The 17,017-nt window shown below is 38.7% G+C and carries 21 protein-coding genes and 2 pseudogenes; 4 read left to right on the plus strand and 19 right to left on the minus strand.

From position 1 onward, the window contains the following. Window positions 1-8: 8 nt before the first annotated feature. The 17 genes and pseudogenes from JNUCC22_RS19175 to JNUCC22_RS19250 all read right to left on the minus strand — a co-directional run bounded on the left by JNUCC22_RS19175 (window position 9) and on the right by JNUCC22_RS19250 (window position 13,493). On the minus strand, window positions 9-1,016 hold the full coding sequence (locus tag JNUCC22_RS19175) for a bifunctional lytic transglycosylase/C40 family peptidase (RefSeq protein WP_216062019.1): 1,008 nt from the start codon (window positions 1,014-1,016) through the stop codon (window positions 9-11). Continuing rightward, on the minus strand, window positions 1,013-3,382 hold the full coding sequence (locus JNUCC22_RS19180) for a CD3337/EF1877 family mobilome membrane protein (protein WP_216062020.1): 2,370 nt from the start codon (window positions 3,380-3,382) through the stop codon (window positions 1,013-1,015). The genes JNUCC22_RS19175 and JNUCC22_RS19180 overlap by 4 nt, the downstream gene beginning before the upstream one ends. A gap of 10 nt (window positions 3,383-3,392) precedes the next feature. Next, window positions 3,393-3,719, minus strand: a complete 327-nt coding sequence (locus JNUCC22_RS19185; RefSeq protein WP_216062021.1) for a YddF family protein — start codon at window positions 3,717-3,719, stop codon at window positions 3,393-3,395. A 13-nt stretch (window positions 3,720-3,732) separates the two neighbouring features. Continuing rightward, window positions 3,733-6,228 carry an ATP-binding protein gene (locus JNUCC22_RS19190; RefSeq protein ID WP_216062022.1) on the minus strand — a complete coding sequence of 832 codons (2,496 nt, stop codon included), beginning with the start codon at window positions 6,226-6,228 and terminating at the stop codon, window positions 3,733-3,735. After that, window positions 6,116-6,640 carry a conjugal transfer protein gene (locus JNUCC22_RS19195; RefSeq protein WP_213404092.1) on the minus strand — a complete coding sequence of 175 codons (525 nt, stop codon included), beginning with the start codon at window positions 6,638-6,640 and terminating at the stop codon, window positions 6,116-6,118. The genes JNUCC22_RS19190 and JNUCC22_RS19195 overlap by 113 nt, the downstream gene beginning before the upstream one ends. Before the next feature lie 11 nt (window positions 6,641-6,651). Next, entirely contained in the window at window positions 6,652-6,900 is a 249-nt protein-coding gene (locus tag JNUCC22_RS19200) for a hypothetical protein (protein ID WP_172869049.1), read from the minus strand. A gap of 15 nt (window positions 6,901-6,915) precedes the next feature. After that, window positions 6,916-7,980 carry a conjugal transfer protein gene (locus JNUCC22_RS19205; protein ID WP_216062023.1) on the minus strand — a complete coding sequence of 355 codons (1,065 nt, stop codon included), beginning with the start codon at window positions 7,978-7,980 and terminating at the stop codon, window positions 6,916-6,918. A gap of 158 nt (window positions 7,981-8,138) precedes the next feature. Further along, a complete protein-coding gene (locus JNUCC22_RS19210; RefSeq protein WP_099320108.1) occupies window positions 8,139-8,435 on the minus strand; it encodes a hypothetical protein in 297 nt (98 codons plus the stop codon). 67 nt (window positions 8,436-8,502) lie between these two features. Then, on the minus strand, window positions 8,503-8,790 hold the full coding sequence (locus tag JNUCC22_RS19215; RefSeq protein ID WP_039062656.1) for a hypothetical protein: 288 nt from the start codon (window positions 8,788-8,790) through the stop codon (window positions 8,503-8,505). Between the two features lie 21 nt (window positions 8,791-8,811). Beyond that, a complete protein-coding gene (locus JNUCC22_RS19220) occupies window positions 8,812-9,066 on the minus strand; it encodes a DUF3850 domain-containing protein (protein WP_025649953.1) in 255 nt (84 codons plus the stop codon). A 275-nt stretch (window positions 9,067-9,341) separates the two neighbouring features. Continuing rightward, the gene (locus JNUCC22_RS19225; protein WP_216062024.1) at window positions 9,342-10,400 is read right to left on the minus strand and encodes a replication initiation factor domain-containing protein; all 1,059 of its coding nucleotides are present in this window, start codon (window positions 10,398-10,400) and stop codon (window positions 9,342-9,344) included. Further along, the gene (locus JNUCC22_RS19230) at window positions 10,393-11,814 is read right to left on the minus strand and encodes an ATP-binding protein (RefSeq protein WP_216062342.1); all 1,422 of its coding nucleotides are present in this window, start codon (window positions 11,812-11,814) and stop codon (window positions 10,393-10,395) included. Before JNUCC22_RS19230 ends, JNUCC22_RS19225 begins: the two co-directional genes overlap by 8 nt. Window positions 11,815-11,999: 185 nt before the next feature. Further along, window positions 12,000-12,374, minus strand: a complete 375-nt coding sequence (locus JNUCC22_RS19235; protein WP_216062025.1) for a YdcP family protein — start codon at window positions 12,372-12,374, stop codon at window positions 12,000-12,002. Between the two features lie 39 nt (window positions 12,375-12,413). Further along, window positions 12,414-12,532 (minus strand): annotated as a pseudogene (locus JNUCC22_RS19240) (hypothetical protein). Window positions 12,533-12,737: 205 nt separating this feature from the next. Further along, complete coding sequence (locus JNUCC22_RS19245; RefSeq protein WP_216062026.1) at window positions 12,738-12,998, minus strand: hypothetical protein; 261 nt, start codon at window positions 12,996-12,998, stop codon at window positions 12,738-12,740. Between the two features lie 51 nt (window positions 12,999-13,049). Beyond that, window positions 13,050-13,274 carry a hypothetical protein gene (locus tag JNUCC22_RS19590; protein WP_252729765.1) on the minus strand — a complete coding sequence of 75 codons (225 nt, stop codon included), beginning with the start codon at window positions 13,272-13,274 and terminating at the stop codon, window positions 13,050-13,052. A 27-nt stretch (window positions 13,275-13,301) separates the two neighbouring features. Next, on the minus strand, window positions 13,302-13,493 hold the full coding sequence (locus tag JNUCC22_RS19250; protein WP_216062027.1) for an ICEBs1 excisionase: 192 nt from the start codon (window positions 13,491-13,493) through the stop codon (window positions 13,302-13,304). 261 nt (window positions 13,494-13,754) lie between these two features. Between JNUCC22_RS19250 and JNUCC22_RS19255 the strand changes: the two genes are divergently transcribed. Genes JNUCC22_RS19255 through JNUCC22_RS19265 form a run of 3 tightly spaced genes read left to right on the plus strand, consistent with a single transcriptional unit; the run spans window position 13,755 to window position 15,541 of the window. Further along, on the plus strand, window positions 13,755-14,126 hold the full coding sequence (locus JNUCC22_RS19255; RefSeq protein WP_088680214.1) for a helix-turn-helix domain-containing protein: 372 nt from the start codon (window positions 13,755-13,757) through the stop codon (window positions 14,124-14,126). Further along, the gene (locus JNUCC22_RS19260; RefSeq protein WP_216062028.1) at window positions 14,123-14,644 is read left to right on the plus strand and encodes an ImmA/IrrE family metallo-endopeptidase; all 522 of its coding nucleotides are present in this window, start codon (window positions 14,123-14,125) and stop codon (window positions 14,642-14,644) included. Before JNUCC22_RS19255 ends, JNUCC22_RS19260 begins: the two co-directional genes overlap by 4 nt. A 24-nt stretch (window positions 14,645-14,668) precedes the next feature. Continuing rightward, complete coding sequence (locus JNUCC22_RS19265) at window positions 14,669-15,541, plus strand: hypothetical protein (RefSeq protein WP_216062029.1); 873 nt, start codon at window positions 14,669-14,671, stop codon at window positions 15,539-15,541. Window positions 15,542-15,619: 78 nt separating this feature from the next. On the opposite strand, the gene JNUCC22_RS19270 is transcribed toward JNUCC22_RS19265, so the two are convergent. Then, on the minus strand, window positions 15,620-15,988 hold the full coding sequence (locus JNUCC22_RS19270; protein WP_216062030.1) for a hypothetical protein: 369 nt from the start codon (window positions 15,986-15,988) through the stop codon (window positions 15,620-15,622). Continuing rightward, complete coding sequence (locus tag JNUCC22_RS19275) at window positions 15,960-16,634, minus strand: hypothetical protein (RefSeq protein ID WP_216062031.1); 675 nt, start codon at window positions 16,632-16,634, stop codon at window positions 15,960-15,962. The genes JNUCC22_RS19270 and JNUCC22_RS19275 overlap by 29 nt, the downstream gene beginning before the upstream one ends. 194 nt (window positions 16,635-16,828) lie before the next feature. Between JNUCC22_RS19275 and JNUCC22_RS19280 the strand changes: the two are divergent. After that, a pseudogene (locus JNUCC22_RS19280) lies at window positions 16,829-16,984 on the plus strand (DUF255 domain-containing protein); the annotation flags it as partial. Window positions 16,985-17,017 lie beyond the last annotated feature (33 nt).

A 17,017-nucleotide genomic window follows, 5' to 3' on the forward strand; every position in this document is an offset into this window, starting at 1 on the left:
TCCACTCCTTAAAATATTCTCCCAAAGGAAACCAGATGACTGCGCCAGTAGCCGGATTTTAGATCAGAATACTGAATACCGCTGTCATTTGAATTAAACATCCGACCTTCACCGACATAAATGCCAACATGAGTAATTGCCTTTCCTTCATATGTGCCGCCAAAGAATACGAGGTCACCCGGTACGGCCTGTTTTTCACTGATCTTTTTTGTCGCTCCATGCTGTTCCTGTGCTGTTCTTGGAAGAGTGATGCCAGCCTTCGCATATGACCATTGAACAAGCCCTGAACAGTCGAAACCACTTTTCGGGTTTGAACCGCCCCACACATACGGTTGCCCTTCATATTTCAGAGCTTCTTTCATAATGTTTTCATATCCATCTATTGCGCCGTCAACAGGCTTCACATCCTTATTAGAACCTTTGAGATAACGCATCACATGGTCAACATAGCTCGGGTCACCGTAGCTTCTCCAACCCATCTTAATGGCTTGAAGTCGGCTAAAGTCTAATGCTAGTTTTTTCGTGTATTTGCCACCGTGCTTCTTTACATATCCGATAAAACCAAAGCCAAAGTTATACGATTGTAAAGCCAGCCGGACGTCCCCTCCAGCTTCCTTAAACACTTTTTTAAAATGTTTGATACCGACTTCAATAGAATACTCCGGGTCTGTAATGGTATTTGGCGGCAATCCTATGCTTTCAGAACTTTGCATAATATCTAAAGAACGCCCACCACTTTCCTGCATGGTGAGCGCCATAATTACATTCACTTGATCATATACACCCTCTTGACGAGCGTATTTTTCAAACGCAAATCGAAAACGTTCAACCTCCGGGGCAATGCCGATCGTCTCAAACTCTCCATCTCCGCCCCCGATTTCATCGTTACCAATGTCATGTTCTCCCGAAATCAACATGACAGCAGCCACCCCTAAAAGAAAGAAGAGGATGACAGGAGTTGAACATATGAGTATCCAAAGCTTTGTTTTTGGTTTCGTCTTACTTAAAACTGTCATGTCCTTTCATCCTCTCTTAGTCTATCTATACCTTTTACTGATGATCGACCGACAATATCATGCAGGGGAAGAGTTTCCACCTTGTTCACGACTTTTGGACTTTTACGTTTCAGGGTCACAGGCTTTTCAGTGACTTTTTTCGGAACTTCCCGATTTACAAATCGGCTTTCTCCGCCGGGAGAAACAGATTGTTTTTTCTCCATAGAAAAACCATCTGTCCGAACTTTTGGAGGTGTCTCAGATGGTCTTGTAACTGGTTGATTTGGCTGTTTATTCTCATGCTTAACGGTTGAATAGGGAACATATTGTGTTTCCTTCTGAATCTCTTGATAAGCCGGAGAAATGTTCTCCCGTTTCACTTGCGCTACCTGATGGTCATAACCCTTTGCCCGGTGCTCTCTTTCACTAAATTGTTGTTGGTCTGTTCGTTCTTCTTCCGTCATCGTTTCTTGATGTAAAGGTGCTCTTTTTATTTTATCTTCTTCCTGCTGATGAAGATTTCCGTCCGTCTCATAAGAAGCAGCATCGGAATTCTCAACAAATTGCCTTTGGTCAGACCGATCTTTTTCATCCATCTTCTCTTGAAGCATTGGTGCACGCTTATAAGCGCCTTCCTGCTCTTCTTTCAAAACATCATCCATCATAGGAGCTTTAACACCTTCTCGCCGCCAGTCTCTTGCAGAAGAGTTAAGTTGTTGTTTTTTCTGTAATTCACTCGGCGTTAATCTAGGCTGTTCTTTTCTCATGTTTTGCGGCTTTCTTTCAAGTGCCTTTCTCGCTTGATCAGATGGCGGGGCTACAGATGCTTTTTCATTTTGTTGCGGCGTCCTCGAAATAGCTCCCTTGTTGAATCCAGTCACCATCCCCGGACTGCTTCCGCCTGCACTCGCTCCCTCAGAAGATGGCGATTCTTGATCTTCGAATCCGCCTTTTCCTTTTCTGTTGCCAAATACCTTTCCAATTTGTCCAATTGCCCCAGATAGTCTGCCTGCACCTTTTTTTGCGGCTTCCCAAGAAGGCTGTACATATTCCTTTCTCATGTTGTCTACCATGTTATTATCAACAGATACAACTTTTCCAGCGGTCACAAATTGAACAATCGAATCTCTTTTCTTAATTGCAATCCACATTATAAGCGCCAACACAACCGTATTTAACAGGTACATTCCAAAACTGTTAGGGGGGATGAGTGTATCAACCATGAAACAGAGGACATATACAAAAAGTATTAAAATGCCCAACATTGCTTTTAAGAGATAAACGCTTCCCAAACGTCCTAAAGCAACAAAGCCCGACATAGCAAGTTGCGGGACATAGGCAATAATAAACGCAAACGGAATAAAAAATACTATCGCTAAGGCGATAATCTGTAACAAGAAACTGAGGAATGCCAAACCAAGAAAAGGTATTCCAATCGCTATTGCCGCCGCAACAGCTATAAACGATTCTCCCAATTGATTAAACACATTTCCTGTTGTCATTGCGTCATTTTTATATTTTTTCTTTTCAGTTTTCTTTATATATTCCATTTTCTCCTCTTGTCCTTCATCAGTTAATTTATAGGACAACAGCCTATCTACACGGCTTAAATCATCTTTACTGTCTCCTTTCTCATTGATTTTAGCCGCACTTGTTTGATCATAATTCACAATAAGATAAGGCTTTTTTAAAGCAATCTGAAAGTACACATTACGCATTACAGCGACTGTTCCTTCCATTTCCTTGCCTTTCTCTATTTTTGAAGCATCAGCATAAACGCCCTCATTTTCTACTATTCCAATCAGCCCGTTTCCTGCTTTCAACAGCTTCCCTTGCAACTCAACAGAAAGGGCATTTAATCCCTTCATGTAATAACCGGAGTTTGATACCCATAATCCCCCAATGACCAGCACAACGATAAAAAGAATGCTACGTCTCATAGCATCCTTTGCACTTCCTCTTACAAAGAAGAGGTACACAACATAACCGCCCACAAAGATAAAAAGCGCTTCCCCAAAATTCTTTTTCAGCGACTTATATACCGTTTTTGATACATTCGTGATGCTGTCTGCAAATTTATCTATCGGCTTAAGGTTATACATGACATCCATTCCCGCATCTACCACACGAACGATGTTTCCAGCAAATGAGAATGTCACATTTGTCATCCCCACAAATGGTCCTTCAAGAATTTTGTCAGATGCTTCATTGTTCGCCTGATACCGAGAGATCGGAAATCGTTTCGATTCTAATTCAACGCCTCCCGACTTTTCAATTTTGGGCTGTGTGGTTGTATCTCCATCCGCCGAAATGGTGGATACTGCTGTTATGATAGTGATGAACAGCAAAATGACAGCTGACACTATAAGAATTTTTTTCTTTTTCATGTCGTTCCTCCTAATCCAGCCTTGTCAGTAAATAAAACTGATAATTTGCATTCGCTAAATCCCTTTCGGTCAGCACCTTCCATTCAGGAAACCGATCATACAGTTTAAAACAAATTGCTTTTTGATACCTCATGTGCCTGAATATTTTACGATTATGCTCCACTCTAATTCCTAGCAGCGCTTGCATAAATAGAGCCGTCGACCTGTGCCCGATAAAGCTTTTATAACGCCAACCGTAATACCTCAGTACATCATGAACTTCCTGTATCGTAATTTTGTCAGCCTTATAACAGCCCGGGCTGGTCAGAACCAAAGAATTTAAGAGCGCAACCTCCATTTCTCCATCCCCTTTATAAATATTTTTCCTCGGCGTATGCGACAGCTTTTTTCTCAACTGTTTTCAATGCGCCTTCCCATTCTTCAAACAGACATTCAATTGATATTTTTGCAGTACGGCCATAATAATCTTTAAAGAGACATTGCCCCTGAAACATGGATTCCATCATTTTCAGATTTTCTTTTGTGACCTCCATGTTCATCCACTTCAACACGTCTTCACGTTCGTTCGGTTCATCAAAAGCGAAAGCAACACCAAAGTTACCGTTGTCCTCTTCTTTCAATGCGTCTTTTGTAGACTGTGAGATAAAATACTCAGCGTTATTATAAGAGCGACCTATACGCCGCATTTGACGTTCGACTTTTTTCCCTTGTTGTGACGTTGTAAATATCCATGCTTCATCTATAAATTCAACAGTCTGTTCATCTGGATTCATTCCAAACAGCTCACAGAATTTACCGAGTGCAAACATGACGGCACTAGACTTTAATTGCGTTATGGTGTAGTTTTCAATCCGCTCAGAATAATCAGGCAAATCCATATTTTCAACTTCTAAAATGGTGATTCGCTCTTCAAGTGATAGGGCCGGGTTTGATCCATCATGAATACATAATTTCAGGATGGAGTCCGCCACAACTTCATTCAAGTAGTCACCAGCTTTTTGTACAGCTTTTTCAGGGTGGTTCTGCATCTTTCGAATAATGTGGAGTGAGCCGACCTGATTTCCTTTTTGTTTTGCCTCGATTACATCTGATGTAGCACGAAGGAAAGCTGTGTTTATGTCATCCTTTCCTTTGAAATCATAAACTTGTTCAAAAATGACTTGAACTAGCTCCTTTGCTTTCATAGGAGGGAGGAAGGAAATAGGATCAAGTGCTCCCCAGTTCTTTTCATCTTCATGATCTAATGTGATGTAATTATATTTCTCTAAATGGGCGATATATAAAGGGAAGTTTTCTCGGATAGTTTCATCATTTAAAACCTTGCGAATCCATTTTCGCATTTCTTTTTTCGGATCAATATAAAGCGCCTTAATGTTCAGCAGGCTGATATAGTTAAAAAGCAACTTTGCGAGGTAAGACTTTCCGTTCCCTGTGTCTCCTGAAATCAGACAATGAGGGGAGCGTGTCTTCGACCCTTTTAACTGCTGGTTAGCTAAGAATGGGTGAAACAAGACAAAATCACGACTTGATAAAATGGCATTTTCCAAATCAGTGTGCTTTAAGAAGCGATCAACCCAACCGATAAAGAACCCTATTTTCGAACCAATATCAGAGTTAACCGCAAACAAACCCTCAGCCAGCCCGTCTTGTGTTGTTTTTTGAATCCAGTTTTTATCCGTCATATCTAACTTTTCGCCGGGCAGCATCTTATAAAAAAGTTTCATTTGATCCGCCACAGGAAGCCTGCATGTGATGCCTGCCCCTTTTAAATGACGCCTAACAATCGTAGCCTTTTGGGTACAGTCCTTTTTATCTTTGCCATGAACCACGATGACGGCCAGCCAGTTCATCAAGTACACTTCTTCTTTTTTTATTTCATCTTGCAGATGCCGCACCATCGTCGCACTGGTCACAGTTGAAACGTCACTGCGGTCACCTGTGCTATGCTGTTCACGCTGTTCCTCTTTCAATTGTTGTTTCTTAATATTTAAGGCTGGTTTAGTGATAGACTTCGATTCTGTCTGTGCCTTGATCTGTACTTCTACTGGAAACGGAAGAGCCTGCGCTTCATAAAACAAATCACTTTCAGACATGTTGTGCAAAAATTCATCAACGACAACAAAAGAAGTGAAGCCCTCATCTTGATCACTATGGAGATATAATACCGAAGGGTGTGTAGGGTCAATGAGCGTGTTCGTGATTGATCGAACGTTTCTAATCTCGCTTTCTTCTTCGATTGTGTGGTTTAAACCACGCACAAAGTGATAGCGATTCATATACGTCATTTCCTGCTCCGTCAGCCGTTCGCCCCAAATGGATGCCATCACATTGGCTAATGTTTCTTCTACCTCTTCATACTTATAAAAAAAGGAGGTCGGAACATTTTGTTCCCACCCCAACATTTTGACGACTGTATTAGTGGCAGTATCGAACAATGATAGTACATTGTCTTTCATTTCAACGCTGATGTTAACAAGACTGTTTTTCAATTTGATGCCAAAGATATAATCATACTTGGTAAGCCGCCCTAAACGTTGTTCCAAGAGTCTTACCGTTTCCTCATTGTAATAACGAGCCACATCCAAAGCATCTTCGGCAAGATCAGATTCTAAATCCTCAAATCGTTTTTCCAATTCATATTCACTTGGATACATCATTAAATGAAAGTCATCATATGATGTAATTTCTTCAAATAAGTGTTTCCATTTTTGCTTATAACTCTCGACTTCTTCTTTATTCTGCATTGGGATGGAACTGCTTTTTATGCGGTAATACGCCCAAACGTCTCCCGTTCTTGTCAATAACAGGTTGTTGTATATGGCTTTCATCGGTGTTCTTAATTTCATTCGGTTTTCCCACCACCTCTACTAATTTTCGAAACTCAATTTGCTTTTCATTACTTAAATCTACCTTGCGGTCATTACAAAACTTCTTTTCAGGAAGCTTAATCAGAAAATAGTATTTCGCAAAGTCAAAGAAATACAGATAGATGTTTTTTCCTTCCGGTTTAATTTTCGTTACAAGTATGGTTAAAAATAACGGAGTACCAAAAATCACGATAAAGAATGTATTTTCAAAAGCGTGAGGAAAGATTATCCTCACGCCATACCAAAAACCGAAGCACAGAGCCACAAAAATAAAGTAGTTGATTGCAGGTATCAACTCAATAGCAAACGGTAATGAAAACTTTTCAGTAAGCTGTTGAATTTTTTTTGGCTCCCGCATTGCCTTCCGATAATTAAAAACTAGACGCCCCACAATACCACTCCTTACAATTTGTTCATGAGCGCGTCAACCCAGCCGGAGAACTGCGACCAGTGATGAATAGTCCATGTAACAGCACTTCCGACAACACAAACCGCCACAATTCCGCCCATTTTCATTCTCGTGAAGTGTTTAGCAGCCATACCGATAACAACAATCACAATAAACTGCGAGACAATGTCCAAAACCCAGCCTTTAACCCCTCCAAGAGTAGGAAGGCCAGCTCCCATAACCAAATGATTGAATAAATCCATCTTGTTTTCCCCTTTCTAATTGTGTTTTAATTCACTCACATAAAATTGACCGCTGTTCTCTGTTAATTCGAGCGTAAAGCTTTCATTGACAGGTATCTCATTTTCTTTTTCTTTAAATTGGACAGCACAAATAACCTCGAAACCTTTTTTCGTCCCGAAGATTTTAGCGCTTTTCACTTCACCGAATGCAAGGCTTCCTTGAAGCGCTTCCGGTTTTTTCATCATATACACCATTTCCTCTTGTTTTTCAGAAGCATATTTTTCAAAGAAAGATGTAAGAAATGACTCAATCGCTTCCTTTTTATCTCCTGCGTATTCATCCCTCGTTTCTTCCTTCTCTGAAGCTGATACATTGCCCTTTAAGTCGTATATCTCAGTGAAGTATGGGACAGCAGAGACGGCAAATGCATCGCCTTTATTGACTACAGGAATATTTAACAGCACTTGTTTTTCAGCTTTTTCATTTTCTGTGACTTTCTCCTTCACTTTCTTTTCCTTTTTCCCATCCTTTACTTTTTTCTCGACTTCTTTTTCCACTGGAAAGAGATTCGTATATGTCACTTTGTACTGAAAAAGCTTCCCTTTATCACCTTCTTTCACGTTATACAAGCTGTAATCATTTAGCTGACGATCACCCTTAAAGCCATCCATATCAAAACGTTCGCCATCTTCAAAGCTCGTTTGTGTCTGTTTCACCATGAAACTTTCAAGATTCTTTTTTCGTTCATCGATGGCGTCTTGATCATTTTTCACGTTGATATATTCATTGATGAAGCCTGACAGAAAATTTTCAGCCGCCGTTGTAGACATTTTCTGTTTTTCGCTTTCAGCAGGCTTACTGGATTGATTCCTTATATCATTCACAGCAGATCGGGTATTAACAGACAACAAAACAGACAGGATACAAAAGAGAAGTAACGCTCCTACACACGTCCACAACGTCCCTGCGACCAGTCGGGTACGATCTCGCGGCACTTTTGTATTTGTTTTCTCAGGCCGACGGACTTGTTTTATTTTTTGGAAAGCAGCTTTTAAAAATGATTCTTCTTTTTTCTCGTTTTCATTTTCCTTTTGAAGCATCTTTTCACCCCTTTAAGCTGTGCCTTTCTCACTTTCAGGCTGTTTTATTTTTCGGGATAGCCTTAATATAGAACGAGCGATTTTTTCATAATTCGGCTCATTTACATCCCCCACAAGGAACTTTACAGGCTTACCATTAATACTTTTCAAGACTTCCCTCATCTTAAAACCTCGCTTTCTATTTGCCTTGTACTCTCAAGGAAAGATAAAAAGGATGCTACACGAAGTAACACCCTTTTTATGGCTTGATTCTCTATATAAACTTTTACACTTGTCATACGTCCATCTGGCAGATACCTTGTTTTATAAAAGGTGTATCTGTACTCAGAAAAACCTTTGATCCTTTCACCTTCCACAATCAACATACAATCTCTGCTTAGACTTCTTACAAAAACCAGCGACGGGATGCCTACATTAAACCCCAAGCTCCTGAATTGATCGTCAACAGCAGACACACAACCACTCCTTCTATCATCGTCCTCCATTCTTCAAGTAGGTTGCTTCATATTCATAAAATCCTCCTCATTTTGGAGAGCTATCATACGACCTCAATATTTCAAACTCAACATCAACTTCCTCTATTTCTTCCTCTTCATCTTCACTTTCAGGAATGAAGAAGACAGCAGACACAAAACGTTTAAAATCATCCTTTAAGGGATACTCAGATTCAAGCAAAATCCTTTGACCCTTCTCATAATAAGGGACTAATTCATTCAATCTTTCAATGAATTCCTCAGCCAATTTCAATAAACCGATCTTTTCTAACTCACTTTCTAAATATGCTCGATTGAGAAGATTAAAGCTATTCATCTTTATTCCTCCTTATTGAAATTATTTAAATAGATCGCTGTTATTTTCTCCTTCCTTCATTTTTTCGATCTTTAATACTATAAGACCAGGTGTCAATGACTGACGCCTATCTAAAACAAGGACTTCTATGACTCGCTTCGTACACTCGCCCTTCCATTCATGAAGGCACAAAACATCTTTGGCCTTATAAATATTTTCGCTGACTGTAACCTCAGCAGCCCCTTTAGAAATAGCTTCAAACTCTTCCGGAAGTATCTTTAGATGATGCACTATCATGACAGCACACCTTTCTTGTTTAATATCTTGGGTTTCACCCAAACCCACCAACGGAAGCCCGTTGGATCGCTAATAATCTATCCCCCTATTCCCCCGAATCATCGGGGGACTCCCTCGCCGGTAGGCAGGAACAAACGGTTGTTTGTTCAATGCCAAGAGGGTTTTGGTGGCGCTGAATATGTCAACTCCTTATCCTCACTCCGTTCCGGTACCGTTGACACATACGTTTAATCGCATCACCCGTGTTTAAGAGCGATAGCAGTCTATTTAAACCTTTAAACGACCATGTCCGCCACTTCAGAAAGAAACACATCAAGCATCTTTTCTTGTTTCTCTGACAGCTCGGCTTCCATAATCATGTCCGAGAGGTCATTGCGTCCCAAATGTTGGTCAGCTTCCAGCACCATTTTCATGGTGGGGGAACATGAGTTTTTCAGCCAGTTCCTTGTTTTTTGATAAAAGTCTTTTTGCGGCTTCATGTACAATTGCAGTTTCCCTACATCGCCAATAAATTCAGACCAAAAAAGGCTCGTTTTCCAATGCTCCCGAGTGACTTCCTCGTCAGCATCAACGAACCTTACATAATTGTTAATGATCTGCATGGCGACTAATGTTAAGTCTTTCGTTTTCATCAAAGCATCAATTGCGGCTTGCGCTCGTTCACTTTTTAAGCGCAATTCATAGCGATTCCAATCGCCTAATTCTTCTAACGGGATATTGTATTTTTCAGCTTGTTCATAATTTTTCTCATAAAAGCAGAGGTACGCTTCTGATTTTTTTGAGCCGAAATAAATTGTCGTTCCGCCTGTTACACCATCCGATAAATCGAATGAGCCATTGAAATCAGATTTCCTAAACCGTGAAATACATTCGCCCTTTTGGGCTTTTTTCAACAATTCCGGGATTGAAAAGTATGTTTTTTTATCGTCAATTGCCAGATCAAGACGAGTAAATGACCCACCATGCTGTATACAGTCTTGAAAGAAATCAAACCATGTTTTCTTCCGGCAATCTAAGAACGACTCAAATTGTCGACAGCCTTGACCCGATAACTCGACCAGAATACCTCTATTATCTCCGGGCGGAGAGTAAAAAACCTTTATGAAGTCCAGTTCAAACGTTCCGACATATCCGTAAAAACCGTTTGGCTTTTCTGTCATGAAATCTTTGTTCAAGTGAAGAATGTTCTCGATAATGTGATCAACATCATGCGTTTTGAAAGTCACACGAATGTAGTCAACCATTGATGTTAAAGGCTTTTCAGCGTTTTCTTCTTTTTCTTTTACGATTACTACCCCCCTGTTAGCGTGGGGGGGTTTTTGTAGTTCACTCACTCGCTTCGCTCCTTCGCTCACCGCTGGCCGTCTGGTCGCTTACGCTGCCGCTGGCGACTGCCGTCGCCTGCGCTCCCTCGACTCCAACCAGCGATTCTTTAATAGATGACATGAAATCATACCCCTTCGGTACAATCGGACTGTAAAACTCTAAAACTGATCCTGTGCCGACATTGGCATATCCACGCCCTGTCACTTTTTTATTCACAAACGCTTTGTCAACATCACCAAACATCATTCCGTAACCTGTATCAGACATCAAACCTAACGACACACGGAAACTAAACTGATCTCGTATCCCATCCGCCAAATACTTTGCGTCTGGGCGCTGTGCCCCCAAAACAAGAAAATAACCAGCTTGTCGACCCAACATAACCAATTGTTTCATGTAGGATAAGGCTTTATTCCTTTCCGACATATCCAGCAAATCCATGAACGCCACGTATTCATCAAAGAAGATAAATACAGGTTTTAGCCCTAAATAGGCATAGTTTTCACCCGTCTTGTAATTGGGCATTTTCTTCATTTCATCCATTCGCTCCATCATGCCATCAACCGACTTTCTCAAACACATAAGGATGCCATTTTTCTGCGAATAGACTCTTTTTGGCAGCACCTCTTCCAAGTCGGCTAAATCGGCATTTTTCGGGTCTAAGATTTTCACATCTGCCCCAAGCCCCACACACGCTTTTATGATCGTTAACATGAAATACGTTTTCCCTCCGCCTGTACCGCCGGAGATCAGCATATGCGGCAACTTATCAAACTTCCATGACACATGTTTCATTAATGGCAAGACACCATTTTTCGCCACTGCGTCATCTATTGAAATTCGGTTTTTCTTCACATCATAAAGCAGTTTGAAGCAGACAAACCCTTCTTCCATTTCTTTATCCACCAGGTCACAAAATAAGCCGTTTTCTAAATCCTTTCCCAGGTCTAGGAAGCGATTCTGAAAACGGCTCATATCCATAGCTATGCGGATATAAATGTGATTGTCTTTGACTCGATAATACATCCTTGGAAAGTAAGTGATTTTTTCTTTAGTAGCCGTGTCATTCGAAAACAGCTTTTTCACCTGAACGCTTTCCTTTTCATAAAACTTATTCGAAAAGATCATCCTCGCAATCTTTTGCCTATGATATAGCTTTTTATACGCATTATGAAACAGAAAATAAGCTAAGATGACAGCCCCCGCCGCGGCCAAAAGAGAACACAGCACACTTTCAATAAGCAACGGGACATTCCATTCAAAATGCTTTACGGTTTTCACAACATCCAAGTGAAACAAATGATCCGCCCAGAAGAGAAACATAGATAACAAAAAAACAGGTACAAATATGATTGCACCTGCCATTATTACATTGTTTCTCATTCTAGGCCGGATTCGAACCCCCCTATACTTCCAAAGCATTGTCCTAAGCCTAGAAATGATTATGCCTCCTTTCACATTACAAATACGCTTTACAACGACATACGGGACATTCAAAAGTTTGATATATATAAACTTCTCCCGTTTCAAGCGTTGCATAGTCAACCTGTTCGATCTCTTTCATATTTACATCACAATTAGGACACACGACCAGCGCCGCACTTTCCTTATTTTTTGTCATTTGCAGACTGAGAAGGAGCCGAATTTGTCTTTGCCGCCCCTGCACCTTTAGGCACAATATCTTCTACCTTTACTGTCCAATTCAGATTGGCGAAATTTCCAGCAGTCATTGCCATTGCACTGATTTGCGGATTCACTAGCTCTACATCAGCAAACGCTTCAAATTCTTTAAGGTCTACATAATCAGGAACAGTCACCTCAATTTGACCTTGCTGAACACTTGAAGCCAAGTTATAGACCCTTGCTTCTAATTTATCCGTTCTTTTCCCGTCCATATAAGCATATTTTTCACGATTCAGCCCCATAAATTTCAGTTTCCCAAAAGTCATTTCAGTATTCGGCACGATAAAATTGAATTTCATTATTTTCACGTCTCCATTCTGTTATTTTTATTCGGTTATTTAAATTTCGATTTTATATTTTGAATTCGCTCCGGTTCTGTATCCATCTTGGCGCTTGTCAGTTGCTAACGGCTTTTTTAGCCCTCATGGCAACCTAGTAGGCTATTTATAGCCATCAGGCTGATTACAGCCATGCCGCACGCTTATTCTAGCCTGCTACAGCATTTAAAGTGATTGCTGTTCATCACTCAAATACTCACGCATGACTTTTCATCAAAAATGCCCTATAATAAAAGTGTCGAGTTTTTATTGCGGGCGTTCTTGATGGTAATCATCAAGGCGCTTTCTTTGTCTATATGTAATTTTCAAAGAGCACAATCCTTTCTAATGACATTTTTCGTACAATTCATCATTGTACAAGACGAACACTCGGCTATCTTTCTTACCTGTCGGTTCAACCGACCATATGCACCACCAATGCCATCCTTTAAGCTGTTTTGACACTTCCACATTGGCTAAATCATAAGTTGGTGCTTCCACTACATAAGATTCAGAAATTGCATAATCAGCAAAATATTCAAAGTTCTTATCAGCTTCTAAGGCTTCAATATCCATAACAATCGTTGCATTCACTTTTACTTTCATCGCATCCCCCCTTTCACTTTTTTTCAACAATACTGATAGTGGTATATGACTTCACACTATACTTTTATGTCGAAGTGCAAAAATGTCTTTTCTGCCGATACTATAACTTTTACAAATCCTGCGATATGAAACGCCTTTTTTAAGCAGCTCCTGAATGTTATCAGGTGAAGGTGGCTTATTCAAAAGATGTTTTATAATGACTTGATTTAGCGCCAGTTTCATTCTCACCGACCAATGGCCCTCCATCCGTCTGGCCAACAGTACTGCTTCTTTCATAAACAAATGAGTATCAATCCTTCTGATTCAAATCACCTCATTTCTTTCCCCTTTATAAATATACCTAGAATCAAACTTGATTTTGTTAACCCGTCCTTTTAAAGTCTTATAACCTTCCTCACTCAACTCTTGGTTCAGACTACGGATGATTTTATAAGCTTTTGCTCTGCTTACTCCTAAAATTTTTTCGATATCTTTTACGGTATAAAATTCTTTCACTAAAGCCCCCCTCACTCCTTATTGGTTAACTTCATTATAACTCTCCACTAAGGAGATGTAAATAAAAAAATGAACATTTTGGAGATTTTTTAAGAAGATATGGAAAATTTGTTCTGTTTTCCAAAAATGGAGAATGTAATAAACAGCACAAAACGGAGAGTTATCATTAATAAGGACACTTTTTGTTCTTAATTAATCAAAACCCAGCAATTGCTGATAATATATTAGTAACTCAACTCTTTGTGGAATGGATGATTTTAAATGACATTAGGCGAAAGATTAAAACAAGCCCGCAAAAAGGCTGGACTCTCCCAAAAAGAAGTTGCTCAAGCAGTTAATTCAACTGAGAAAACAATTTCTAATTATGAGAGAGATTACAGAGACCCTGATACAGTAACTCTTTCAAAGCTAAGTGATTTATACGATGTATCAACGGATTATCTATTAGGACGGAAACCAAAGAATATGTCCAAGCTCGATGAAACATTAAATGAGGCTATTGAGGAATTAAAAAATGAAGAAACTCTCCTTTTTATGAAAGACGAGGATATTGATGAGGAAACTGCTCGCTTAATTAAACAAGCATTAATCAATGGAATGAAATACGTTGACGCAATGAAAAAGAAAGAGTGATTCTTATCTATACTTCTAAAAACATCAAACATAAAGCAGAAAGAGTGATTCAGGAACACGGAACAAATGATGTCTACGAGATATGCGATAATCTCAACATTACTATCTTAAAAAGTAATTTAGGGAGCATCAAAGGCTTTCTTCAGTATTACAAAAAACAGCATCATTATTTAATACAGGTAAATCAAAAATGCCAGAAGTTCACCAAGATTATTATTGCTCATGAACTAGGTCACTATTTTCTCCATAAGAATTTAAATACATTTACGATGGAAAATTGTTCTCTAGTTCTAGGAGAAAAACTAGAATACCAAGCCAACATCTTCGCAACTGAACTACTGCTGCCCGATCATGCTCTAACTCACGAAAAGTCAAATTTACAAAATTGGTCACTTAATCAAATAGCATCTATTTTTCAACTTCCTTTGTTTGTTGTAGAACATAAAGTAAAAAACTTAAATCTTTTATCTCCAGAAAAGCATTTAACCGAAAACAAATTAACAGCTCTCAATTCATAAAATAGGAAATGGGTGTATTACAATATGACCTGGCTTATTGGTCTTGATTGGGGTATTCAATGGGGAACTGTTTTTACAGTTGTTGGAACACTCACCGCCGCTTATTTAGGACAATTTTTTTCTCATCGTTACTCTCAAAAAAGAGAAGAAATTAAACAAAAGAAAGAGAGTTTTCAAAATCTTTATTCCCCTGTAATTTTCAAAATATTGAATTATTTAGAATTAGAAGAAGAAAAACAAGACATTATGTTTATTAAGGAATTGGACGAAATAGAGTTTAATGAGCGATACCAATATGATGAGTTATCTAATCCAAGCATAGAATTCAAAAAAATTTTAGAAATTGTTGGCTCGAACTTAAAATACGGAAGTCTAGACCTTATAAGAGAACATCAAGAAACATTATCGATTGTCAAAAGAAATGAAACCTATGAAGGTCATTGTGGGACTCAATTATATTTTTGTAGTGTATTTATTTCAGATTATATTAACCTAAGTAAAGATATCGGTGTATACTCAAAAAGAATGGAAAAATCTACTGAGGGAGCCTTGCTATTAACCAGATTGGAACCACTGGTCACCGAAATTGGTGGTTCTATCGTGTTTGTAGATTTTTTACCTTGGTTTTTTGGTGCAATATCTAGTATAGATAATAAAGATAAATATCTCACGAGGGTTTTGCGACTCTACCTACAATACGCAAAAGTTAAAAACAAGATAGCCCGTCAATTTTTAATTAAGAGTATATATAAAACACTCATTGATATCGGCAAAGATTTTGATGATCGTTATGAATGGGAATATGAGGTTTGGGTTAAATTTATTAATACGATTCAACCGTTTAAAGCTATATCAGGCACAAACAAGAAATACAAACAGGTTGTTAAAAAAGTTTAAAACGCTATGCTATACTAACATAAAATAAAAGAATGATTAAAAAGGGAAGTATCCTCCTTCCCTTTTTACAGTTCAATATTATTTAACGAATACTTCAACTGTACCTATGTTTTCTTCTTGTTCCCCATACACATCAATAGTTACTTCTTCTAAAGATGAATTATATAAATTAATTTCCCAAACTCCATCTTTAATTACTTTATTCGCTAAGTAAACAAATACATCATCAGTATCACCTGGTTTACTTTTATGTCTCTGTGTCCACATAACATTACTTATTCTTCTATTGTAACCTGTCGGTTCAGAAGCTGGTTTTATAATGATTTTTTTTGAAAGTTCCAATGGTTTAAGTCTGACTGGACTATTAATCGCTTCAATTAGATGTATTTTTCTTCTCCAAAAATCCTCTTTTTTCATGTTATTTTTCTGCTCCTTCAATTTTTCCAATGTATTCTTCCTCTATACCATAAACACTCACTTGGGTCTTATTATTAGTCGCATTATGCAACTTAATTTCAAAAGATCCATCTGAAATATTTCGCTTTTTGTATCCCAAAAGAACACAATCCTTGTCAAATTGAGTAATCCAATATATATCCTTTAATCTTCTATTAGAACCAGATGGATTTAATGTTATTAAGTCTGTTGTGCTATAATGACTCAAATCAATTGGATTAGTGTGGCTCACAGGCTCTACATGTTTATCTAAAGTCTTCCAAAATTCTCGTTTCGCAAGTGTTCCCGGTCGTTCAGCCCTTCCTGATAATTGAATAAAAGGATCAGGGTGGTCATTAATGGTATCAACATCAACCCAGATACCTTTCATTTCGTCAAGTCCATATATTTCAACATAAACGTCATTTCCGAAAGGGTTATGTACAGTTACTTCCCAGAATCGCCTTCTTGTTGTTGTCGAAAGAGCATTTTGCTTTAATCTTGTAATAAATATAGGATCACCTGTATCTGAATGCCAAAAAATATCGCGAATATCCTCCCCTTCAATCTTTACTAGTTTACATTCGCCTTTGAATAGTCTAGCATTCTCCGTACGTACTTCTTTGCCCCATTCAATTGGATTATAATCCCATAACAATGTTTTAATTCCTCCTATAGAATCGTCAAGTTAAAATATTAACTATTTGAAAGACGATTTAATTTAGTAATAAAATATCCAATTCGTTACTAACTTATACGATTTCTAAACCAAAAAGAAATTTATTCATAAAAAATATGATAAGGTAAAACATATAATTGTCTTTTTTAAAAAACAAGAAAGAAGGTGATCCCATGCCAAACAAAAAAGTACCCAATAGATTAATCACTGAGAAGTCACCGTACTTACTCCAACATGCTTACAATCCCGTGGATTGGTATCCGTGGTGTGACGAAGCATTTGAAAAAGCGAAACGAGAGAATAAGCCTGTTCTCTTATCTATTGGGTACGGGTAGCTTAGCGAACATGTCATTGGTGCCATG

Source organism: Bacillus sp. JNUCC-22 (genome assembly GCF_018861275.1).
GTDB lineage: Bacteria > Bacillota > Bacilli > Bacillales > Bacillaceae > Bacillus > Bacillus velezensis.